This is a genomic window from Parabacteroides sp. AT13, from assembly GCF_002272965.1.
GTDB classification, from domain to species: domain Bacteria; phylum Bacteroidota; class Bacteroidia; order Bacteroidales; family Tannerellaceae; genus Parabacteroides; species Parabacteroides distasonis.
Map to the genome: position 1 here is coordinate 2,264,925 of NZ_NQMH01000001.1, position 23,568 is coordinate 2,288,492.

Consider the following 23,568-nt stretch of genomic DNA (forward strand, 5'->3'; position numbering starts at 1 on the left):
AAGGGCATATTCCGTTATCTTGTTATGGAATAACTACTTGCGAATATTTTTTCTCGTTTTACGGGACTATATGTATAATCTCCCGGAAAATTCGATTCTCAAGGGCTTTAATTTACAAAGTGTCACAATGACAATCCGTAAATTCCGGATGACTTGTTTAATATAATATTAATGTACGCCTGTACATTAATTAATGCTATACTATAAAAGTTGATGAATAATAGATTGAAATGATATCTGGAGTATGGAAACGACTAGTTTAAACGAACGATTCTTTTAGTCATTTGCAAAGGTACGCATTTCTTCGATACTTGCAACCCTTCCGGGCTATTTTTTTACAGCTTATTCTCTTTCTTATCAATAGGATAGGTTATCCTCTACGAAACAAGCGATTCCTTCAACAAACCTTTCTATTTACCCCTTATAAAACGCAAGATTAAAACCTTCGTTTAGACTAGTCGTTTTACAACGGAAAAGCCTACGATACGATGACGTAATGAGCTGATTATCTTAATAAACACTAGTATTAATATTAATTTTAGAATTATGAACAAAAAGTTTTCTACTCTTTTGGCTGGTGCTGCGCTTCTGGGTGCGGTGACGGCTAATGGTGCTGTTAAGCTGAATCAAGGAGCGAATAACGGTCTTTATCAGCTTAAGGCAGGTTCTGCTTTCTTGAGTATTACCGAAAATTCCACGACTCACGAAGATGAAATCAAAATGGTTTCTCACTCTTCCGCAAATTTAGGAGGTACAATGTGGTGTGTAACGGTTGATGCCGAGAATCAAGGACAGAATCCTAAGTATGATTTCACGAACAAGATCGGAAAGTTTTTAGGTCTTGAGATCAGCACGATCAAAGGTAAGGCGGCGGCTCCGTTAGCTGCTGTACCTGCTGTTGTCGGTGGTGATCTTTCCGGTTGGAAATTCTCTCCTGTATTTAAGAATGGTGTGGAGAAATCCGTTCTCTATTCTTATTTCACGAATGACTCTGTAATCGGTTTGAAGGTGAATACTAGTGGCGATGTAGAAATGGTTAAAACTATAGCTACTACAGCTGGTATTACTGCCGCTGGTTTCACTGAATTTGAGTTGGTAGAGGCCGCTTCGATCGTTGTCTCAGGTGCTGATGAATTGAATACGATCTTTGGTACCCAAGATAAGAAAGCTGGTATCACATTGAAGTTTACTCCGGATGTATTAGGAGATGGAGCGGTAAACTACTTTACCGAGAAGAAGTTCACGGTTGAAGCTTCTGGAACTGCTAATTATTTCCATGTATTGAGAGCCGACTCTTCTTACTTGTACGTAGATACTGCTTATACGAATGCTGTGGGTGGAGCTAAGTTCTTGGCTTATAACTGGAGCAACTTAAAGGATACTTATAAGACTGGTACTAAGAATCATGCTACTCCGAAAGATTCTATCAATGCTACAGATTTATCAGACCAATATAAATTTATGTTTACATATTGGCCTTCAAATGACAGCTTGGAGATTCAGGTTAAACAATCTTTGTTAAAAACAAGTGAGACGTATTGGAAAGATGTTACTGCTACTACAGCTATGCAAAATCAGCATATCTCTTTGCAAGAGTTGCTGAAAGACAAGGTTCGTATCTTGACGGTAGATGCGGCTCAAAATACTAAGATTGAGTTAGGTTTCGCAGGTTGCAAAGTTTTGCCTACTACAAAGACAACTGTTGATGATGGTGTTTATGTAATCAGAAATGCTAAGACTGGTAAGTACTATGCTGCTCCGCTTTATAATGAATCTGCATCTAGTAAATACGAGTGGGTGACTTTGGATATTCAAGATGCTACTCATATGCCTGCTTATCAATGGGTTGTGTTGAAGAAGAACGTAACAGATAAGAATAAGGTTTCTGCTGTAGATTTGTATAACCGTGAGTATAATGACGGTACGGCTGCTGATGCGACTCTCCAATTGAATAAAAATGCGGGGGCTACTTATATGTATGCTGCTAGTTTTGGTGACTCTTTGGAATTTATCCCAGTCGCTAAAGAAATCTATACTGATAAGTATGTGGGTTATAAGCATCTGACTAATGATGAGTTGATCACGAACAAATATACTTTCAACTACTGGCATCCGTACGCATCTGATAAATTTATCGGTGTTAAGGATTCTACGATGAATGTGTTAGAGGGTAAGAAAGCGTTCACTCTTAAGTCTTCTTACAAAGAACATGCTTATGGCTATAATCCTTCTGAGGAGGTTTCCGGTAATGCGGACAAGAAGATCACGGGTCGTATCCCTGGCTTGGTGAGACCGGTAAGAACGATGTATATCATTACTAATGGTGAGACTACTTTCCGTAATCATAACGTAGCGGTAGAGTCTAAGTATAAATTGAGTAAGTATTATCCTAATACTACGAATGACTCTGTTTACTTCAAGGAGAACAACCATATTGAGGGTAACCATTACTATGCTATCCTTGAGGCTACTTCCGCAGGTGCTATCAGCACTCATAAAGCAGGTGTTTCCGATTATGATGCTTCCGCTACTTTGAAAGCTCAGGTAATGGGTGAGACTCGTACTTCCGCATTCGCTATCGCTCCGGACGAGACTCCGTTGTATCGTCAATTCAATAATGAACTTCTTGGTGAGAACGTTGATAATTCAGCTGATAGCTTGATGTTCAAGGAAACTATCCGTGGTGAATATTTGATGGATGAGCATAATGGTGCCTTGTTGAACAAGGATGTTGATTACGCTGGTATCTGGAGTGAGGGTAAGGCTGATGGTAAGTTGGCTTTCCGTATTGACACAGCATGGTTAACTCGTGGCGCAGGTAAGGTTAAACCTCAATACTTGGTATCCGCTTATCGTGAGTTGATCGAGGGTGAGAAGATCATTCCTTGTACTGAGACAGGCAAGCATATCACTGCTGATGGTCAAGTTACAGAAGATCCATATCAATGTGTACATGCTGTTCATGTGAAGACTCCGGCATTCATCTATGGTAAGTATTTGGTTAACTACTCAGACTCTGCTGCCGCTGTTGCTGCTCGCAAGGAAGCTCTTAACCCGTACTTGTTCAATACGAAAGCAGTTTCAAACAGTAGCTATACTCGTGTAGGTTTCGTTCCTGCCGTTCAATATGGTGATACCTTGATCGTTTTGACAGGTAAGTACAAAGCTATGACTGCTGATCAATTGAAGAATGAGGGAATCGAGTCTATTATGGCTGTTTATAAGAAAGATTATCCGAAATTCATCAACGTATTGTCTGGAGACAAGCATAAGAACGTAACTTGGTCATTCCGTTATGTAAATCCGGATAAGGCTGCTTTAGCTTATGTAGATGGAAAAGAGGGTGAGAACAACTCATTCTTGATCGAGTCTAACGTATATGCAACAGGAACAGATGGTGATAATCAATATCAGACTATCAAGGGTGATTTGGCAAAAGCTATCGCTCCTAATGAAGCTGCCGCATGGTTGAAGATGCACAATGGCTGCTTGGTATTGACAGATGCTAGCTCTACATTTGGTGCCGCTAAGACTGGTGGTGATGGAGCATTGGTATTCAACGCATATTCTAAGACTGAAGATGATGATATGGTAACATCTAACGATAACATCAACAATGTTGAAGGAGTATCTGTAATCGCTGGTAACGGTACTGTAACTATCCAAGGCGCAGCTGGCAAGTCTGTAGTTATCACTAACATCTTAGGTAAGGTTGTCGCTGAGACAGTTCTTACTTCTGACAACGCTACAATCGCTGTACCGGCTGGTATCGTAGCTGTAGCTGTTGATGGTGAAGAGGCTGTTAAGGTAGTCGTAAAATAAGACTAACCGATGGACTAAACGAATAGAGGCGGGGAGACCCGCCTTTATGTAATATATAATTAAATAACTATGCCGCAATAAAGAAGTATCCCGTGACGGGTGAACACGTGGCATATTAATACTAAAGTAATTAAAAGTTCTTCCGCAGGTATCCTCGTGAGAAGAGAGAGCGGATCAAAAAACAAGCCCCGTGGGATTTATCCTATGGGGCTTTTATTTATCGTATCGCCACCTTGCGTACCGTATCGCCAATGCGGATGATATAATATCCCTTTGCGATATCTACGACATATTCGGCGGTGGACTGCTTGACTTCGATTTCTTTCACCTTGATGCCTACGACACTGTAGATTTCCAAGATACTCCCGACAGGAGCGTTCTCTACCTTGATGCGATTCTCGTAGGCCGTGATTTCGATAGGAGAGGGATCTTCTTGCCTAGAAGCAAATGTCTTGACTCCCGATTTATTAGCTTGCGCGTAAACCGGATAACTTGCGGAGAATGCAAGTGCCAAAGCGATGATATGTATAAGCTTCATTTACTTGTCCCTAAATTCGTACAAATGTAGAAAGTTTTCCGCATATTAGAAAGTAATTAGCTTTATTTCGTAAAACGGATGTATGATTATACGCTAAGCCTCATACCTTCCTCTCCTAAGATCGTGCCGGGAAATATCTTGTCTGCTTCTTTCTTTAACGGTGCCATATCCTCGTAACGAGCCGAGTAATGACCGATAACCAATCGCTTCACTTGGGCTTTATAAGCAATCTCGGCCGCTTGGCGGGCGGTAGAGTGGAAGGTCTCTTTCGCACGTGCGGCGTCACATTCAGCGAAAGTCGCCTCGTGGTATAATAAATCCACCCCTTCAATGATGGGGATTATAGATGGGTGAAAAGCTGTATCCGAGCAATAAGCATACCGTTTGGGAGCGACGGCAGGGCGGGTTAAGCGGGCATTCGGGATTACCTCTCCTTCCGGGGTGACGAAATCAGCGCCCCTTTTGATCTCTTGCATCATACGGACGGGAACTTGATAGAAATCTGTCATCTCCCGGATGATATGCGCTTCTTTGGCTTTCTCGGCGAATAAATAGCCACAACAGGGTATACGGTGCTTTAACGGAATGGAATAAACGCTTAAGGAGCGATCTTCCATAACCAACGAATGAGTTGTCGGGTCGATTAAGTTAAAACGGATCTCATAAGGCAACCCTTTGCAAAAGATATCAAGTACCGGACGCATATAGCTCTCGATCTCTTTCGGCCCATGAATAACAAGTTCTCCATTACGTCCCAGCATACCTAATGTAGAGATCAATCCCGGTAGCCCGAAGCAATGATCTCCGTGTAGGTGGGAGATGAAGATATGATTTAAACGGCTGAATTTTATACGCATACGACGCATTTGCACTTGCGTGCCTTCCCCGCAGTCGATCATGTATAGTTTATCTCGTAAATCTACTATTTGAGAGGTCGCCAGATGGCGTGTCGTGGGCAATGCGGAACCGCATCCCAATATGTTTATATCAAAATCAGCCATTTGTTGTCTATGGGAATAATTGAGTGCAAAGATAATACAAAAGCATTTCTGTTCTGTGAAAAATAACAAAAAAACAAAGTGTAATGTATGCAGGATGAGGTGGATTCCATATATTTGTTTGCTGTCCTTCGGGAAAGCGAATATACAGTCGGTAAATAGACTTAAGATATTTTTTTCTAAGCCTTAACTAACTTTTTCTTTTTGTTTAAAACGGTTAAATGTAGAAACGGCCAAGCGTGAGCTTCGCCGTTTCCTTTTTTTATTGTTAATTTGAAATCTAAATACCTATATCTAATAAATTATGTCATTTAACAATCTACGATTATGAACAAGAATTTTATCTCTGTTTTTCTTCTGATGCTCGCTATGGGCGTATCTGTTATGGCCCAGAGTTATGAGGAAGATTTGGCTTTTTTCAAGGAACGAGTAAAGACTTTAGGCTCGGATGAGTTCGGAGGGCGTAAGCCTTTGACCGAGTATGAGACGAAAACAATCCATTACATTGCTGATGAATTTAAGAAACTAGGTCTTCAGCCTGCTAATGGCGATAGTTATTTCCAGCCGGTGAAGGAAATATCTACTTTTACCCGTCCGGTAAAGAATAAGATCACGGTGAAATGCGCGAAAGGCTCTATGGATTTGAAGTTCTCGGATGATATTGTCGTTTGGACGAACCGGGGGACTGAAAAGGTAGTTATTCCTACTACGGATTATGTGTTCTGTGGGTTTGGTATTAATGCGCCGGAATATGGATGGAACGATTATGCGAATGTAGACGTGAAGGGGAAAATCGTTATCGCTATGGTGAATGATCCCGGTTTTTATGACGCGTCTTTGTTTCGCGGAAAGAACATGACCTATTATGGTCGTTGGACTTATAAGTTCGAGGAGGCGCAACGCCAAGGTGCCGCAGGTTTATTGGTCCTTCATAACGAGGCGGCCGCTTCGTATGGTTGGAAGGTCTGTCAGGCTTCTCACGTGCAAACAAATATCGCTCTTTGCTCGGAGACAATGAATGCGGAAGCTTTGGGCATGAAGGGATGGCTCTCGGAGGAGGCTTGCAAGAAAATGTTCGCCCTTAGCGGATTGAATTTTGATGAGACGATTGCCGCGGCGAAGAAACCGGGTTTCAAGAGTTTTACGATGAAGGCGAAGAGTAAGGTTATATTAAATGTAAAGATGACCGTAGGCGAGTCTCATAACGTGGCGGCTGTTTTACCGGGCACGGACCTGAAAGACGAATACTTGGTTTTTACCGCTCACTGGGATCATTTTGGGATCGGCACGCCGATAGATGGGGACAGTATCTATAATGGCGCTAGCGATAATGCTTCGGGCGTGGCAACCTTAATGTTATTAGCTAAGAAATATCAATCATTGCCTGTTCATCCCCGTCGTTCCATCGTATTCGTGGCGGTGACTTCCGAGGAATGTGGCTTATTAGGTTCTCAGTACTATTGTGAGCATCCTTTGTTCCCTTTATCTAAAACGGCTATTAACTTGAACTTTGACGGCACGGCTCCGCGTGAGCGTACCCATGATATTTCTCTCCGGGCTGCGGGTAAGACGGATACGGATGCCTTGGTGATCGCTATGGCCTCGGCACAAGGACGGACCGTGAAGGTTATTACCGAAGATCCTGCGGGTGGTTATTTCCGTTCCGATCATTTTAATTTCGTGAAAAAAGGCGTACCTACGATTTTAGTTGGTGGCGGTAAGGATTACGTGGATAAAGCACGCCATGAGGCTAAACCGAAAGTTTACCGGTATCACCAACCGAATGATGAGTATGATGAATCTTGGTGGGATTTTGATGGGGCTATGGAAGATATGAACTTAATGTTTAGTATCGGTTTAGTTATCGCCAACAATGATGAGATGCCTAAGTGGACAAAAGAGGCGGACTTCCAAAGGCAATAAATTAATGTGCCAATGTAGCAATATGCCAATATGCTAATCTGTCAATTAAGATACTATCACTTGTATTCTCACTGGACATTGACATATTGGCACATTGGCATATTATTTAATTTGCACATTATTTAATAGGTATGACCTCCTTCTTGCATTTCCTTACTATTGATCTTATGTAGATCAAGCGCTCTCCAAGTATAGAAAATGTAGGCTAATACGAATGGAACGAGAATAGATACATAGCTCATTACTTTCAACGTGAATGGGCTTGAGCAACTATTCTGGATCGTCAATGAACTTTGTAGATCCGCCAAAGATGGGTAGTAAGCCGTATTATTCCATCCTGCGCAAAGTAATAAAGCTAATACGGTCAAGACAGTCCCTGTTCCCGCGAACCAGATGCCTTTTCTCCAAGTCTTCGAGAATATCGTTTTCCCTATGCCGAATAGCACGCCAACCACGCCAATCAATAATACGGCTAACACGATTGGCATCTCGATCAGGTTCATAAAATACTTATACGGTTGCATAAATACTTCTCCGGTATCCGGATTTACGGCAAAACCGTCCACCAACAATAAACGGATCAAGAATGTCAAGAAAAAGACGAGGAACAAGATTGTCTCCGGTATCAATTGTTTCCGGCTTTTAGCGACAATCTCCGGATCATCGATATTGTTGATAAAATAGAGTAGGGCCAGAGCTCGTGCCAAGAAGAAAACTGCCAGTCCTAGGCACAAATTCCAAAATACCAAAGCCGCCTCTAATCCATGCCAAGGATTGGCCCACGTGGAAATGACGGGCATGGCTACATCAGTCAACTGTTCTTTGTTAACAATAAATTCAGCGCCGTTAAAGAAGGTCGCTACAGCGGTTCCGAGTAAGATCGGACCTGCTATACCATTGATCATAAGAAATACTTGATACGTCTTTTTCCCGAGTAGGTTGCCTTTTTTCGCTTGATACTCGTAAGATACAGCTTGTATCACGAAGCAAAGCAAGATCAGCATCCATACCCAATAGGCTCCGCCGAAGCTTGTGGAATAAAATAAAGGGAAAGAGGCGAAGAAAGCACCTCCGAAAGTGACCAACGTAGTGAAAGTAAACTCCCACTTACGCCCGGTCGAGTTCAATAACATTTTTTGCTGTATCTCCGTCTTGCCGATAGTGAAGAGTAGAGATTGGCCTCCTTGTACAAAAAGAAGGAATACTAATAGCGCTCCGAGTAGAGATACCAGAAACCACCAGTAATGTTGTAACAATATATATGTACTATCCATAGGACTTTCTATTTAAGAATTGATATTTGAAAATTGAAAATTAGTGGGCGGCAGCTTCCGGCCCTTTCTTGATGGCCTTAACCATGATTCCAATCTCTGCGATCAGCAGGATCGTAAATAAGATAAGGAACAGGTAGAAAGTGGTCTGTACCGAGGATGGGTTTAACTTGGATATCGAAGCGCTGGTCGGCAAGATATCCTGTATAGCCCAAGGTTGACGTCCTACCTCCGCTACGATCCAACCGGCTTGTCCCGCTATATATCCTAAAGGTATAGACCATAGGCCCACGTATTGCAACCAACGTGTATTAGCGATTTTCCCTTTTTTATCCCATATCAACGTAATAATGAATAGTAAGATGAAGAAACAACCAAGGATCACCATCACACGGAAAGAATAGAATGTCAATCCTACATGCGGGATTAACTCTGCCGGATCCTTAATATAACCATATCCGAAATAGGGGAAATTCTCTTCCAAGGTTACCCTGTATTGTGCGGCTGCTGCGGTATCTTTATCTTTAACCGCTTTGCGATAATCAGCTAACGCTTTGATGGCGGTTTTACCTTTCTCTATTTTTTCTTTGGCGGAGAGCGCTACCGTTCCTTTATTGGTCGTATAACCTCCCTCTATTAAGTTTACGATTCCCGGAACGTATGCGTTCATGTCACGTTCTGCTAAGAAGGAGAGGAGTTTGGGGAACTTAATGTCAAAAATAAATGCGTTCTGGTTATCCAGATAACTCGTCTTTGCCGGATTTAAGATGCCGATACCTACGAGTCCTACTCCGTTGCCACCCTCATAAAGACCTTCCATGGCGGCTAGTTTCATCGGCTGCTTTTGAGCGACTTGGTAAGCGGAGCCATCACCCGTCCAGATAATAAGGATGGAGGCTACCAACCCGAATATAGCGCTGACCTTGATACTTGACAAAGCGAATTCGGTATTCCGTTTCTTTAATAAATACCAGCAGCTGATTCCTAGTACGAACAAGGCGCCTACGATCCAACCGGACAATACCGTATGGAAAAACTTATTAATGGCGACAGGCGATAAGGCTACGGCCCAGAAATCGAACATCTCGTTACGGACCGTATCCGGATTGAAATGCATACCGACCGGATATTGCATCCATGCGTTAGCGATCAAGATCCAGAGAGCGGAAAGAGTAGCGCCGATAATCGTCAGCCAAGTGGAGGCGAGATGGAAGCGTTTGCTAACCTTGTCCCAACCAAAAAACATAACAGCGATAAAGGTAGCTTCCATAAAGAAGGCGAGAATTCCCTCGATAGCCAAAGGTGCCCCGAAGATATCCCCGACAAACCAACTATAGTTAGACCAGTTGGTTCCGAACTCGAACTCGAGGATCAATCCCGTAGCGACACCGATAGCGAAATTGATACCGAATAATTTCATCCAAAATTGGGCGGTCTTTTTCCATGCCTCATTACCTGTCCGATAATAAATCGTCTCCATAATAGCTTGGATAACGCCAAGTCCTAGTGTTAGTGGCACGAAGAGCCAATGATACATGGCAGTAAGGGCAAATTGAGCCCTCGACCAATCGATCAATGAAGTGTCAATGTTTTCAATCATATTTATTAATGTTTTAAGGATTTATTGCCCGTTGTATGAGTTCGTTCGATACGTGGTTCTCCTTCTCACTATCGCTATCGAATTGCCCGAGATAATTAGGAAAGAAGAATAATCTCAGGATAAAAAACATGATAAACAATTTGACTAGAATGATTAGCCAAAGAGTCTTGCCCAGCTTCATCTCCCGGAATCCTTCCAGATAAAAGCGATATATTCGTATGAATGCAGATTCTTTTTTCATATAGTTGTTCTCATTTAAGATAACAGTTGTTAATATGAATATGTTTTCATGTTTTTACAAATATATCCAAACTGCGTTAATAAAATACCCCCAATCCTATAGATAATATTTATGAAATTATAAATAAGATCTATCCTGTCTGTTAAAAAAAACTATTTTAAATAAGAAAGCGGTCTTTTGATCTTGTCAATAATACAGCATTGGCTATATTTGCGACAATTTGTTGCCTGTAAAGGTGTAAAGACACATGAAATATCATTGTTAAGTGCTAATCTATAAAAAATTATTACTATGTCTAACATTTCTAGAAGATCTTTTCTTCAAAAAGGTACGGCTGCCGCAGCAGCTTTGACTATTGTTCCGAGTGCGGTCCTAGGTAAAACCCATGGTCATATCGCTCCAACTGATAAATTGAATATTGCCGGTGTTGGTATCGGAGGTATGGGTAACGCTAACTTAAAGAACATGGAGACTACCGAGAATATCGTAGCTCTTTGTGACATCGACTGGAAGTACTCAAAACCTGTATTCGACCGTCATCCTCAAGCTAAAAAATACTGGGACTATCGTAAGATGTATGATGAGATGGGTAAATCTATTGACGCTGTGTTGGTAGCTACCGCTGACCATACTCATGCGATGATCACAGCTGACGCTATGACGCTTGGCAAACACGTATACACTCAGAAACCGTTGACTCACTCTGTTTATGAGTCCCGTTTGCTTACGAACTTGGCTAAGAAGTATGACGTAGCTACTCAGATGGGTAACCAAGGTTCTTCATTGGCTGAAGGTGTAGATTTGATCTGTGAATGGATTTGGAATGGTGAGATCGGTGAGGTTACTAAAGTAGAATGCGCTACCAACCGTCCTATCTGGCCGCAAGGTTTGAACGCTCCTGAGAAAGTTGATAAGATTCCTTCTACATTGAATTGGGATTTGTTTACGGGTCCTGCTAAATTGAGACCGTTTAATAAGACATATCATCCTTGGAACTGGCGCGGATGGTGGGATTATGGTACAGGTGCGTTGGGTGATATGGCTTGCCACATCTTACATCCGGTATTCAAAGGCTTGAATTTAGGCTATCCGACAAGAGTTCAAGGTTCTTCTACATTGTTATTACAAGACTGTGCTCCTAACGCTCAGCATGTTAAGTTGGTATTCCCGGCTCGTGATAATATGCCAAAGGTAGCTATGCCGGAGGTTGAAGTTCACTGGTATGATGGTGGTATGATGCCGGATCGTCCAGAAGGATTCCCTCAAGGTAAGGAATTGATGGGTGAAGGTGGTGGATTGTGTATCTTCCATGGTACGAAAGATACATTGATCTGTGGTTGCTACGGTGTTAACCCATGGTTGTTATCTGGTCGTAAACCGAACGTTCCTCAAACATTGCGCCGCGTGAAAGACGCTATGAAGGGTGGTCACGAACAAGACTGGATTCGTGCTTGTAAGGAAAGCGCAGGCAGCCGTGTTCAGACGAAGTCTAACTTCTTGGAGGCTGGTCCGTTCAATGAAATGGTTGTAATGGGTGTATTGGCTGTTCGTTTGCAAAGATTGAATAAAGAATTGTTGTGGGATGGCCCTAACATGAGATTTACGAATATCGATCCGAATGAGACAATCAAGATCATCAAGAAAGATACATTCGAGGTTATCGATGGTGACCCGAAATTCAAGACAGAGTGGACGGATCCAATTAATGCTCAAGAATTTGCCGCAGGCTTGATCAAGCACAACTACCGTGAAGGCTGGAAGTTGGTAGATATGCCGAGATAATAGTTTTAACTCAATAAATAAAATGAAAAAGTCAGTATTATTAGCAAGTGCTGCTATCATGATGTGTTATTTCACATCTTGTGGTGGTGGAAAGAAAACAGAAGAAGCTCCTGCAGCTGCTGAGACTACAACAGAAGCCGCAACTCCTGAGTACAAGCTCATGACAGATCTTCCTACTGTAGATATCACGACTTTCCCGAAAGATAAAGAGGGTAGATATGTGATCTTCGATGGTAAGACATTCAATGGCTGGAGAGGTTATGACCGTGCTGACGTTCCGGGTGCTTGGACAATCGAGGACGGAGCGATCAAAATCAATGGCTCTGGTGCTGGTGAGGCTGGTGCTTCCAACGGTGGGGACTTGATCTTCGCTCATAAGTTGGGTAACTTCGAGCTTGAGTTCGAATGGAAAGTAGGTAAAGGATCTAACTCTGGTGTATTCATCATGATTCAAGAGGTAGAGGGACAACCTTCTTACATCTCTGCTCCTGAGTACCAAGTATTGGATAACGAGAACCACCCCGACGCTAAGTTAGGTAAGGATGGCAACCGTAAATCTTCTTCTTTGTATGACATGATTCCTGCTAAACCGCAGAACGCAAAACCGTTCGGTGAGTGGAACAAGGGTAAGATCATGTGCTATAAGGGTACAGTTGTTCACTATTTGAATAGCGATGAACCTGTTGTTGAGTATCACTTGTGGACTCCGCAATGGAAAGAAATGTTGGATAATAGCAAATTTAGCAAAGACAAATGGCCGTTGGCTTATGAGTTGTTGTTGAATTGCGGTGGCGCTAACAAAGAAGGTTTCATCGGATTTCAAGACCACGGGGATGATGTTTGGTTCCGTAACATTACTGTTAAAGTTTTGGATTAATCGTATCAAGCACATTTTAGCATAAATAACGCCCGAGGCCTAAATCTATGATTTTAGCTTCGGGTGTTGTGTTTTTAATAATCGACTTTTTCTAAACCAATTTTTTAGGACCAAGAAATGAAAATAGAACAAGGTTACACGAAAGCGCAGATGACTTGGCTGATGATGCTGCGTCTTTTTATAGGTTGGCACTTTATGTATGAAGGCCTAGTAAAAATCATGAACCCAAAATGGACATCTCTACCCTATCTACTCGATTCAAAGGGTCCCGCTGCTTCATTTTTTATCAAATTGACTCAAGACGACAGTTTGATGACAACCATCAACTTCTTGAATGAGTGGGCTCTGTTATTGATCGGCCTAGGCTTGACTTTAGGCTGTTTGTATCGTTTATCTTCTGTTGGAGGTATGATTCTTCTCGCTCTGTACACGTTATCCCACCCCTCTTTCGTGGGAGCGAGCTATATGATGCCGTTTGAAGGCTCTTATTTATGGATTGACAAGAACCTTGTGGAGTTCGCCGCTTTAGGCTTGATGTGCGTATTCCCTACATCACAAATCATAGGATTCGATCGTGTGTTAGGACGTGTGTGTCCGATATTGCATAAACTTAAATTTATTTGATACCCATGGCAACAGAAGATGCAAAGAATACTCCTTCTCAGGAGCAAATGCCCGATAAAGGACGTCGGGACACATTGAAGACATTGGCTACAGTGCCTATCTTAGGTGCTTTGGCATATGGCGTTTACCAAAAAAGGAAAGACGCTTTAAGAGGCCGTAACATATCAGATGTATTTCAGGTAAGTAACAGACAGGCCTCCTATTTAGAGCCGCAAGGCGATGGCAAGAAGATCCGTATCGGTTTGATAGGCTTCGGTATTCGTGGAAAGCAATTGATGCGTGCCGCAGGTTTCGCTGAGCCTTCTTGGATCGATAAGATGAAAGAGGCTAATAAGTTGAATAAGAAAGACACGCGTTATCAACAATATATGGAGCAAGATGATCTGAATATCGAGATAACCGCTGTTTGTGATATATTTGATGTATATGGTGAAGCCGCAGTGTTGACCGGCTCCAATATCCATCGTGAGGGTAGCGACGGTAAGTTCGGGCCTGCTCCGAAGCGTTACCGGACTTATCAAGAGCTGGTAACGGCTCCGGATGTGGATGCCGTTATTATCGCTGGTCCGGACCACTGGCATAGCACGATCGCTATGGCTGCGGCACGTGCCGGAAAGCATGTATATTGCGAGAAACCGTTATCATGGACGGTTCCTGAGACGTATATGGTTCGCCAAGTGATCAAAGAGACCGGCGTTGTATTTCAGTTAGGTCACCAAGGACGTCAGACCGATTGCTATCAGAAGGCCGAGGAGATTATCGGTAACGGATTATTAGGCCCTGTTAACTTGATCGAGGTTTGTACGAACCGTAACTCTCCAAATGGTGCTTGGGTATATGATATTATCGAAGGCTCTAATCCGAATACGATTGATTGGAAGCAGTTCGAGGGTGATCCTGAGCGTATTAAGGAATATATGGATTATATGACATCCAATAAGCTTGAAAGATATATCGGTCCGGACGAGCGTAGCAAGTTTAGTCTGGAACGTTTCTTCCGCTGGCGTTGCTGGTGGGATTATAGTACAGGTCTTTCCGGTGACTTGTTGACACATGAGTACGACGCTGTCAACCAGATCATGCATGTAGGTATACCTCATTCTGCTACTTCATCCGGTGGTGTTTATTTCTTCAAGGACGGACGTACGGTACCTGATGTATTGCAGACTACTTTCGAGTGGCCGGATCGTGACTTGACGATGTTGTATAGCGCTACATTGGCAAGTAGCCGTAACCGTGGCAAGGTGTTCATGGGGCATGATGCTTCTATGGAGGTTTCCAATATCTTGGCTATTACGGTTGACCAAGATTCCACTCGTTATGCGGATAAGATCAAGGAAGGTATTATTCCTACAGATACCCCGTTCTATACCTATGTACCGGGACAAAATAGCTCGGATTCCGTTACATCTCCTACGGAGTTGTATTTTGCTAAACGTGGTTTGCTGTATACGTATGTAAATGGTAAACGTTATGATACGACTCACTTGCATATCCGTGAGTGGCTAGAATGTATCCGTCAAGGCAAGACTCCTAGTTGTAATATCGACGCCGCTTTTCAAGAGGCTATGACCGCTCATATGGGTACTCGCGCTTATCTGGAAGGACGTACGATGTATTGGGATAAGGACAAAGAAGAGATCGTAAGAGGTGAACTTGCGTAAGTATCTAAAAAGACGATAAATAACTTTCCCAAGAAGCGAACTTCATAAATGGATGGAGTTCGCTTCTTTTATTTGTGCATGTATAAAATTTCTTCTCTTTTTTGTAACCGATTTGTGATTGCTCATGTCTTATTGATAAAAGCGAATAATTTATTAAACCTTTAAAGAATAAAAGATATGAACGAGTTGTGGATTCCTATTTTAGGTGTTATTTGTGCGGTAGGTATGCCGGTATTGTTAGGTATTATCGCTAGTTACATGACCATTAAAAGTAAGCATGAGGAAAAGATGGCGATGATTGAGAAAGGAATTGTGTTGGAAGAGGCTATGCGGCCCGAGAGAAGGCCTAATCGTTATAATACCCTGCGTAACGGTATTTTTATGATCGGTTTGTCATTGGGTGTGATTGTCGGTATGATGGTCGACTCTGCTTTCACTTACGATAGCGATTGGTTCTTTTTGTTAGTTCCGGCTATTACGATTATGTTCGGTGGAGTAGCTTTTATAATTTATTTCTTTCTTTCCCGTTCTTTAATGGAGAAGGAGAGATTGGAGGACGAGAAGAAAATGCGTCTGGAAGAATAAACGATACCGGATGGATGAGCGAAAGTGGATAGAACGTATTTTGGCAGGGGACACGCAAAGTTTCTCCTGCCTTGTCGCGAAGTATGAGAAGATGGCTTATACCATCGCTCTTCGTATCTTGGAAAATCGCGAGGAGGCAGAAGAGGCTGTACAGGATGCGTTCGTGAAGATGTATCGTGCTCTTTCCGATTTTCATTTCGATAGTAAGTTCTCAACATGGTTTTATAGGATCGTGTATCGTACGGCGTTGACGGCCTTGAGACAACAGCGTATGTTCGTGAGTTATGAGGAGGCGGGCCCTGTAGACCTTTCGAATGACGAAGTTGAATCGGCTACGGCTTTATTAGAGCGTGAGGACCGGAAAGAGATGATCGCACGTACGCTGAAAAAGCTTCCGGCTGATGAGGCCTTGTTGCTTACTCTTTATTATTTGGAGGAATGCTCGGTGGAAGAGATCTGTCAGATCACTGAATTGAGCGCTTCTAATGTGAAAGTAAAACTATTCCGTGGGCGGAAACGGTTTTATGAAGTGTTGCAAGATAAAATGAAATTAGAGACAGCTGATTTGTTATGAATATGAATGAGAAAGATATTGATCATTTGACACGTAAGTTGATGAGAGGGACGGCGGAACAACCTTCGGCCTCATTAAACTCCCGTATTATGGCATTGATTATACAAGAGAAGAAGCGGGTATATAAGTACTATATCAAGAAACGGTTTACACCTGTAGGCATTTTTAGCATGTTTGTCGCTTATATGCTTGTGTTAGTAGGCATCTTGTATTTGGTTAAGCTTTCTCCGGGCGGGGCGGAAACGGTTTTAGGTTCTTTGCGAGCCTATTTCCCGATTGTTTTAACGATTGCTTCCGGGATCTCTTGTTTCTTCCTGTTTACACAACTCGATAACTGGTTGAAGAGAGAAGAGATACGCCGGCAAAACACCTCAAAATAAAAATATCCGGTTGTAGAGACGGGGCACGCCCCGTCTCTACAACTGATTAATTGGCCTTGACTTTTAGATTTCCGTAACGATTTCCTTCGAAGTGAATCGTCGGTTGCTTTCCACCATTAATCTCATAGGTGTAATTCTTGTCACGATCCTCATCGTCAAAATGCTTGCGGGTGATATTGAAACCGTTCACGTCGCAGCTTGAATACTTCATGTTCTCCGCTACTATCCGGAAAGAAGTTTTTGCGGGAAGCGCTACCTCTAAATTCCCATAATGGGATTCTACGTTCACCTTCGAGAAAGAGGGAGACAAGTTCCGTATCTTTAAGTTACTATAGCTAAGGCTACTTACATTCAATGCATCCTTAAGGGTCCCGATTTTAGCGTCGCTGTACTTAATCTCCATGTCTAGTCTGCTTACGCTTTCAATGGTGAGATTACCATATTTAATCTCCATGCGTAAAGATTGTATATCCTGTATATCCAGATTGGAATATTTGCTGTCTATCGTTAAATCTTTAGCGTTGCGAATCTTGGCGGTTCCTACGTAGCCCAGATCCAGTTGGGCGTCCTGCAGATTTCCTACCTCGATGTTACCATATTTGGCCTCTATCATTGCGTTGGCTGTGAAATTACCCGCATTCAGGTTGCCGTATTTTACATGGATATCCATGTTGCCGTTATTATCGCTTGGCAAGTTGATGTTTCCGTATTTCTGGTTCAAGTCTGCGGCGAGCTTAGGAGGCATCTGGATATAATAATTGATCGTCATGGACTCATTATTCGAATTGCTATTCATCTCCTTCTTTATCGTAGTGACCGCTGAGACAATACCACCTATCTTCTTGGTCTCGATTTGGATACGGTCCAAGTTCTCTTGAGCACGTTCCTCGCTGCGAGCCTTACATTCTACCTCAACCCGTATAGCTACCGTATTCTGATTCCAGTGGGTAACGGTGATGTTTCCATAACGGTTTTCTACTTGGAGACGATCACCGGCGCTTACGCTGTAGGATTGGGATATCTCTTTTTTCTTGATCTTCTCTTGTGGCCTAGCTATTGCCGATAGATTGCATAGCAGCAATACGAAAGTCAGCAATACGGCGGGACTCAATTTTACGTGTGTCGTGTTCATGATTGATATGTATTAATTGTTATTACTATTTCTGGTTATCCGTGACTTGTTCCATTTGCTTAAGCATCAGCGTGAGGCCCTCCAAGCTATTGCTGTAATGTTGGGTCATGGCGAAAAGACCGTCGTTGGAACAAGGCAAGGTAGGGAGTATCGTTTCCTCGAACATATAATTATCCGTGAGGATCCGTTTGCTCTCTTGCAATAACTCCTCCGCTCCCGGTGTCCGGTCCTGTTTATACAACTTCTTCATTTGCGCCAATACGTCGTTCATTTGCATATTGTAATATAGGCGTAGTTCCTCGATCTCCTCTTGGGTCTCGCAGGTCTGGGCCGTGGTCTTTTGCGCGGGTTCCGGCAGACCGGTCCCTCCCGGCAAGCGGAATAAGAGCAACAAAGCGATAGAGGCAGCTATGGCAAAGACCGAAAGGCTGTATAAGGCCGCACGGTTCTTCCGTGGCTTCGGCAGCTTTTGCTCGAAACGTTCGAAGTGGCCTTCGGGAAGTATCTCATCTTCCTCGAATGCGTCACGGTTCGCGTCTATGAAATTCTTTAGTTTATCCATGTTTAATTGGCTGCTATAATGTCTAACAATTTCCGCTTGGCGCGTAGGTACTGGCTACGGACGCTTGGCGGTTGAATTTTCAGGATAGAGGCGATCTCTTCCATATCATATCCCTCAAAGAGGTAAAGCGAGAGGATTATGCGGTAGCCTGCCGGCAACTTCTTGGTAGCTTCCTTTATCTGTGCCACGGAATATTGGATTTCTTTCTCGTCCGGTCCGTCCGTTTCCGGTTCGGCCAGATTGTCGGAAAGCTCCTCTTGGTCCGGTGCTTGGCGGCGTACATAATCGATGGCCGTATGGATGGCGATGCGATGCATCCATGCCTCAAAGCATTGCCCGTCATGATATTGGTCCAAGCGTGTGAAGATCTTGAGGAACGAGTCCTGCATGGCTTCTTCCGCCTCGGATGAGTTGCCTACGATACGCAAGCAGGCTATATACAATCGCTGTGCGTATTGTTTGTACAACTTCAGTTGCGAGCTCCGGTCTCCCCGGCGGCAACCCTCGATCAGATGTTCGGTTACTTTGTCCATTTGTTTATATAAACGAGAGTGATGCCTTGACCGTTGCATCTTGTAGCGTAAAAATACAAAAAAAAGAAAGGCATCATCTCGACGCCTCTCCTCCTGAACTAAATGATAAAAATAAAAGTTATGTGGGAAGGTTTATTTCATGTCTGTTATATTGGAGATACTATCGTTCGTATAGCCTTGCGAAGTATCCTCCATTTTGGTCTTATCCGAATTATATTTTAATTTATAAGCCTGTTTTCCTTCGGAAGTCCAATAGTTTACGACAAGATCGACCGTCTCTCCTTTGGTATCCGGCAAGGAAGACAAATTGAACGCCACACGTCCGGCCCCGATCGTATATTGGGGATCATCGTAAGCGTTATGCCTAAACTCCAGCGTATAAGGATCATTCTCGGCATCCGGTTGGATCAGGTTGATAAAGTGGGCGGTCTTGCCTCCCCAGAGTGTCTCGAAATAGATATTCAAATATCCGTCTCCGATCCACATATTATTGTTATAAATACTTACCGGGTCCGTACCATAGATAGAATCATTAGCCGCTCCCTCGTTCTTAGCGATGGATTTCGTAAGGATGTTATGGATCGCGTTCACCTTGATATAGTGGGAGAAACCTCCTAGGTTACTTTGGGTGGAATCCGCCAATATCGTGAAGTTAACCAAGGCACGTTGGTTAGGCTTCGGCTGATAGTTCGGATAGTTCGTGGCGGCGGGCCATAGCTTATCCCCGTCATCCAGCCGTAAGTAATATACGTTATTGCCTTCCGGTACTACGGTAGCGACCGCTATCCAGATATCACCTAAAGAATACGAGTTATCGTCATCTAAGCAAGAGGGTAGGGTGAGGGATACTAAAGCGATCCCGATAACCAATAAAAAAGCTCTCAACGTCTTCATTCCTTTTGTTTCTTAAAAAGTTCACATTTCATCGTTCTATGAAGAAAGATGTAAGTTCGGGGTGAAATGCTGCAAAAGACGTTAATAAAAGATGTTAAGAACCAAGGGATTCAACGATTAGCCGTGCCGTACGCTTTGAAGCCCCGGGCATTCCTAGCGTATGGATAATCTTGTCGTATCCGTCTAGCATTCGTTTTCGATAGGCTGGATCTTGTAGGATGCGTCCTAGCTCGTCTTGTATTTGCGATTCGGAGAAGCGGGCTCCGAATAGTTCTTGTACGATCTCCCGTCCCCCGATCAGGTTCACGAGGGATATGTATTTCGTATGGAAGAAATGCTTGAAAATAAAGCTGGCCAACTGTCCGGCTACGACGTAGTAGCAAACGACTTGCGGAACCCGGAACAGGGCGGTTTCCAAGGTTGCCGTGCCGGAGGTTACCAAGGCGGCGGCACTATGTTGTAGCAAGGGATAGGTTTTACCAAACACGATCTTGGCAGGATAAGAGCCTATGTATTCTTGATAGTAGGCAGGATCGATGCCTGGTGCTCCGGCTATTACCGGCTGGTAGTCGGGATATGCGGAGGCTACTTTCAGCATGGTCGGTAAATTATCCTTGATCTCTTGTTTGCGGCTACCGGATAGCAAGGCGAGGATAGGCTTGTTGGCCAATCCTTCCTCTTTGATAAATGTATCTTTGGGGATCGCTTGATGCTCCTTGTAATAGGCTACGGAGTCTACAGAAGGATTTCCTACGTAATCTACCGAATAATTAAGCTTCCGGAAAAACTCGGTCTCGAACGGCAGGATGCAGAACATACGATCTACATAACGCCGGAAGTCCCTGATGCGGTATTGTTTCCAGGCCCATATCTTGGGGGATATATAGTAATATACCGGGAGACCCAATTGGGTTTTCACATATTTGGCGATCTTCAGGTTGAATCCCGGGTAGTCAATTAAGATGACGACATCTGGTTGATAGCGGCGGATATCCTCTTGGCACGTCTTCATGTTATTTAAGATGGTGCGCAAGTTCAGCAATACCGGGATAAAGCCCATGAACGCCATTTCCCGGTAATGTTTGACAAGGGTTCCTCCGACGGCTCTCATCAGATCGCCGCCCAGAAAGCGGAACTCGGCCTTCGGGTCATTCTCTTTCAGGGCTGCCATCAAATTCGAGGCGTGCAGGTCTCCGGAGGCTTCTCCGGCTATCAGGTAATACTTCATGAATTGAAAATTGAGAATTGAGAATTAAAGGATCCAGTTGTTTAGGGTGGCCATGAAGTCGTAGTCCGTAACGTCAATCTTGCAGGGGACTAGGGAGGCGTATCCGCTGTCCAGCGCAAGCATATCATTGTCCGGGTGGATGGGTTTGGCGCTTTCGAAAGCTCCTGTCAACCAGAATACGGGCTCTCCGCTGGCGTTCTCGGAACGCTTGAATTCACGTACCCAACGGCCATCCGCTTGGCGACAAACTTTCAACCCTTTCACTTGCGGTAGCTTCGGCACGTTGAGGTTTAAGTAGGTTCCGTGCGGTAAGCCTTCTTTTAATACCCGGCGTGCCAGCATACGTCCAAGACGGCAGCATTCGGAGAAGTCGGCATCGGCCGCATGGTCCAGTAAGGATACACCCATGGAAGGGACGTTGAAAATACATCCCTCGGCGGCGGCACCCATCGTTCCGGAATAATTTACGCAGATAGCCATATTCCCCCCGTGGTTGATACCGGAGACTAACAGATCGGGCTTGCGCTCCAAAACCTCATTAATCGCTAATTTAACGCAATCAACCGGTGTCCCGGTGCAACTATAGATGGTAAGTCCTTCCTCCTTTTTCAACAAGGTATACTTGATAGGAACTAAAGATGTAATGGCACTACCCATCCCGGAACGAGGTCCATCGGGAGCGAATACCACCAAATCGCCTAGATCTTTCAGGCACTCAATCAATTCGTTAATACCTTTGGCCCATACGCCATCATCATTCGTGATCAGAATCAACGGTCTCTCGTTTGTCATATCGTTTTATCCTTATAGTTGTCGTACAAAGGTAACAATAATTTGCGAACAATGGTTGGGGTGTGAGGGATGGGAGTTGTCCTTTCGCCTAATCAGTTGTTGATCAAGCGAAAGGTCTCAGATTATTATAGTTTCTCTATTTCTTCTATGGAGAGGCCGGTGGCAAAGGCGATTTGCTCTATACTAACTCCTAATTTCTTAAGATTAAGTGCTATGGAGTGTTTCTCTTCCTGTCGTCCTTCTGCTTTTCCTTCTGCTTTTCCTTTTTGCAAACCTTCTTGCAATCCTTTTTCCATCCCTTTTTTCATGCCTTTCTCGACGGCGAAGTCCAAGGTGTTGTAATAATCATTATACATCTTCCACTCCGCCTCGTACTGCGCCCGTTGTTTGGGGGTGAGGTTCGCCATGGATCCGATGCGTTCCAACCGCTCGAATATGGCCTTGCGTGCCTTGAATGGCATTCTGTCTAATGTGTCCATATGCTTTAGTACATAAATCCAACGTTCAAAATCGGTCTCGCATTCTTCCTCCTCTTTGTTGAATCGGGGAAGCTCAATATAGATCTGGCGGAACTTGGGGTTGAATACCTGTCCGTTCTCTCGGTCCGCTAGCACGATGTCCCTTCGGAACTTTCCTTCGTTCCTGTTATTGTTTGGCCTGTTCTCCTCGTCTAGCGGGAAGTTCAAGAAAAAAACACCGTACACGGCCGCCAGCTCATAGTCCCATGTTCCCTTTATCCCCTGTTCCACCACCGAGTGCGAGAGGTAATACAAGGCCCTGTCCTTGAAGTGGGGCTGTTCCCTGTTCTGCATCTCGATTATGATCCGTTCGCCCTTGTCGGTCTCGCAATGAATGTCAAAGATGACTTTCCTTCCTTGCTCTGTCTCGGGCAATCGCTCATTGTTCATGATTCTCAAGTCCATGATCGTATGCTCCCCTTCGAGGAGGTCGTTCAGGAACTCGATTAGTATGTCCTTGTCCATTTCCCTACCGAATATGTGCTTGAAGCCGAAATCGGTGAAGGGATTGATAAATTTTCCCATAGTGTTTATAGGTTTTAGTGATTAATAATGAATAATAGTATAATGAGACGGGGCATCCTGTCTTCCGGTTGTAAAGATACTACTTTTTTAATAGGATAGGCATCGTTTTAGCTTTTAAGAAAACACGTACGAGTTTTTTCGGAAACACGTACATGTTTTTCGAAAAACTCGTACGTGTTTTTTGAGAGGCATAATGTAACTACTTCAAATACCGGATCAGCCGATAAATCGTGGGGATAATTTTCCTGAATGTATATTCCACCAAGGGATAGTATGGCCAGGCACTACATGATCTGATCATTTCACATTCGTGAAGAGATCTTTTCACCTACGTGATACAATCGTTTCGCATAGGTGAAAAGATTGTATCACAACCGTGAAACGATTTCATGGGCAGATAGAGCAAGCTACTGCCGATAATGTTTGTATTAAATAGAAAGGCTCAACGGTAACAACTCTTCGTAGGCATCTCTGCGCTCCCTTTCACATCCTTCACAACATATCA

Annotated in this window: 21 protein-coding genes; 9 read left to right on the forward strand and 12 right to left on the reverse strand. The window is 43.6% G+C overall.

Annotated features, from left to right (window positions below; genetic code table 11):
• Positions 1 to 546 precede the first annotated feature (546 nt).
• The gene (locus CI959_RS09345; protein WP_057316877.1) at positions 547 to 3,822 is read left to right on the forward strand and encodes a DUF6383 domain-containing protein; all 3,276 of its coding nucleotides are present in this window, start codon (positions 547 to 549) and stop codon (positions 3,820 to 3,822) included.
• Between the two features lie 217 nt (positions 3,823 to 4,039).
• On the opposite strand, the gene CI959_RS09350 is transcribed toward CI959_RS09345, so the two are convergent.
• Both CI959_RS09350 and CI959_RS09355 read right to left on the reverse strand, forming a co-directional pair.
• Entirely contained in the window at positions 4,040 to 4,360 is a 321-nt protein-coding gene (locus CI959_RS09350) for a T9SS type A sorting domain-containing protein (protein ID WP_005861068.1), read from the reverse strand.
• Positions 4,361 to 4,446: 86 nt separating this feature from the next.
• A complete protein-coding gene (locus tag CI959_RS09355) occupies positions 4,447 to 5,361 on the reverse strand; it encodes a ribonuclease Z (RefSeq protein WP_008780650.1) in 915 nt (304 codons plus the stop codon).
• 324 nt (positions 5,362 to 5,685) lie between these two features.
• Here CI959_RS09355 and CI959_RS09360 point away from each other — a divergent pair, with 324 nt between their 5' ends.
• Positions 5,686 to 7,281 (forward strand): M28 family peptidase, encoded by a 1,596-nt coding sequence (locus CI959_RS09360; protein WP_008780651.1) that lies wholly within the window; start codon positions 5,686 to 5,688, stop codon positions 7,279 to 7,281.
• Positions 7,282 to 7,403: 122 nt separating this feature from the next.
• On the opposite strand, the gene CI959_RS09365 is transcribed toward CI959_RS09360, so the two are convergent.
• Genes CI959_RS09365 through CI959_RS09375 form a run of 3 tightly spaced genes read right to left on the reverse strand, consistent with a single transcriptional unit; the run spans position 7,404 to position 10,393 of the window.
• A complete protein-coding gene (locus tag CI959_RS09365) occupies positions 7,404 to 8,555 on the reverse strand; it encodes a cytochrome d ubiquinol oxidase subunit II (protein WP_057316875.1) in 1,152 nt (383 codons plus the stop codon).
• Positions 8,556 to 8,595: 40 nt separating this feature from the next.
• Positions 8,596 to 10,152, reverse strand: a complete 1,557-nt coding sequence (locus tag CI959_RS09370; RefSeq protein ID WP_005861076.1) for a cytochrome ubiquinol oxidase subunit I — start codon at positions 10,150 to 10,152, stop codon at positions 8,596 to 8,598.
• Positions 10,153 to 10,165: 13 nt separating this feature from the next.
• Positions 10,166 to 10,393, reverse strand: a complete 228-nt coding sequence (locus CI959_RS09375; protein WP_005861078.1) for a DUF4492 domain-containing protein — start codon at positions 10,391 to 10,393, stop codon at positions 10,166 to 10,168.
• A 291-nt stretch (positions 10,394 to 10,684) separates the two neighbouring features.
• On the opposite strand from CI959_RS09375, the gene CI959_RS09380 reads away from it, so the two are divergent.
• The 7 genes from CI959_RS09380 to CI959_RS09410 all read left to right on the forward strand — a co-directional run bounded on the left by CI959_RS09380 (position 10,685) and on the right by CI959_RS09410 (position 16,879).
• Positions 10,685 to 12,175 (forward strand): Gfo/Idh/MocA family oxidoreductase, encoded by a 1,491-nt coding sequence (locus tag CI959_RS09380; RefSeq protein ID WP_005861079.1) that lies wholly within the window; start codon positions 10,685 to 10,687, stop codon positions 12,173 to 12,175.
• A 22-nt stretch (positions 12,176 to 12,197) separates the two neighbouring features.
• On the forward strand, positions 12,198 to 13,052 hold the full coding sequence (locus CI959_RS09385; RefSeq protein WP_008780652.1) for a DUF1080 domain-containing protein: 855 nt from the start codon (positions 12,198 to 12,200) through the stop codon (positions 13,050 to 13,052).
• 117 nt (positions 13,053 to 13,169) lie between these two features.
• Positions 13,170 to 13,676, forward strand: coding sequence for a DoxX family membrane protein (locus tag CI959_RS09390; protein ID WP_011966929.1), 507 nt, complete (start codon positions 13,170 to 13,172; stop codon positions 13,674 to 13,676).
• A 5-nt stretch (positions 13,677 to 13,681) separates the two neighbouring features.
• Positions 13,682 to 15,340 carry a Gfo/Idh/MocA family protein gene (locus tag CI959_RS09395; protein ID WP_011966928.1) on the forward strand — a complete coding sequence of 553 codons (1,659 nt, stop codon included), beginning with the start codon at positions 13,682 to 13,684 and terminating at the stop codon, positions 15,338 to 15,340.
• 177 nt (positions 15,341 to 15,517) lie between these two features.
• Positions 15,518 to 15,925, forward strand: coding sequence for a DUF6249 domain-containing protein (locus CI959_RS09400; RefSeq protein ID WP_008773927.1), 408 nt, complete (start codon positions 15,518 to 15,520; stop codon positions 15,923 to 15,925).
• 10 nt (positions 15,926 to 15,935) lie between these two features.
• Positions 15,936 to 16,499: an RNA polymerase sigma factor gene (locus CI959_RS09405; RefSeq protein ID WP_008773926.1), complete on the forward strand. Its 564-nt coding sequence runs from the start codon at positions 15,936 to 15,938 to the stop codon at positions 16,497 to 16,499.
• 2 nt (positions 16,500 to 16,501) lie between these two features.
• A complete protein-coding gene (locus tag CI959_RS09410; RefSeq protein WP_227742501.1) occupies positions 16,502 to 16,879 on the forward strand; it encodes a hypothetical protein in 378 nt (125 codons plus the stop codon).
• A 46-nt stretch (positions 16,880 to 16,925) separates the two neighbouring features.
• On the opposite strand, the gene CI959_RS09415 is transcribed toward CI959_RS09410, so the two are convergent.
• The 7 genes from CI959_RS09415 to CI959_RS09445 form a co-directional block, all read right to left on the reverse strand.
• A complete protein-coding gene (locus CI959_RS09415) occupies positions 16,926 to 18,011 on the reverse strand; it encodes a hypothetical protein (RefSeq protein WP_005861094.1) in 1,086 nt (361 codons plus the stop codon).
• Positions 18,012 to 18,036: 25 nt separating this feature from the next.
• Positions 18,037 to 18,573, reverse strand: coding sequence for a hypothetical protein (locus CI959_RS09420; protein WP_008773924.1), 537 nt, complete (start codon positions 18,571 to 18,573; stop codon positions 18,037 to 18,039).
• Positions 18,574 to 18,575: 2 nt separating this feature from the next.
• The gene (locus CI959_RS09425; RefSeq protein WP_011966926.1) at positions 18,576 to 19,106 is read right to left on the reverse strand and encodes an RNA polymerase sigma factor; all 531 of its coding nucleotides are present in this window, start codon (positions 19,104 to 19,106) and stop codon (positions 18,576 to 18,578) included.
• A gap of 132 nt (positions 19,107 to 19,238) precedes the next feature.
• Complete coding sequence (locus CI959_RS09430) at positions 19,239 to 20,000, reverse strand: NigD-like protein (protein WP_005861100.1); 762 nt, start codon at positions 19,998 to 20,000, stop codon at positions 19,239 to 19,241.
• A 94-nt stretch (positions 20,001 to 20,094) separates the two neighbouring features.
• Positions 20,095 to 21,228, reverse strand: coding sequence for a lipid-A-disaccharide synthase (gene lpxB, locus CI959_RS09435; protein WP_005861102.1), 1,134 nt, complete (start codon positions 21,226 to 21,228; stop codon positions 20,095 to 20,097).
• Between the two features lie 24 nt (positions 21,229 to 21,252).
• Positions 21,253 to 22,020: a 5'/3'-nucleotidase SurE gene (gene surE / locus CI959_RS09440; protein ID WP_011966925.1), complete on the reverse strand. Its 768-nt coding sequence runs from the start codon at positions 22,018 to 22,020 to the stop codon at positions 21,253 to 21,255.
• A 125-nt stretch (positions 22,021 to 22,145) separates the two neighbouring features.
• Positions 22,146 to 23,063, reverse strand: coding sequence for an Rpn family recombination-promoting nuclease/putative transposase (locus CI959_RS09445; protein ID WP_011966924.1), 918 nt, complete (start codon positions 23,061 to 23,063; stop codon positions 22,146 to 22,148).
• Positions 23,064 to 23,568: the final 505 nt, after the last annotated feature.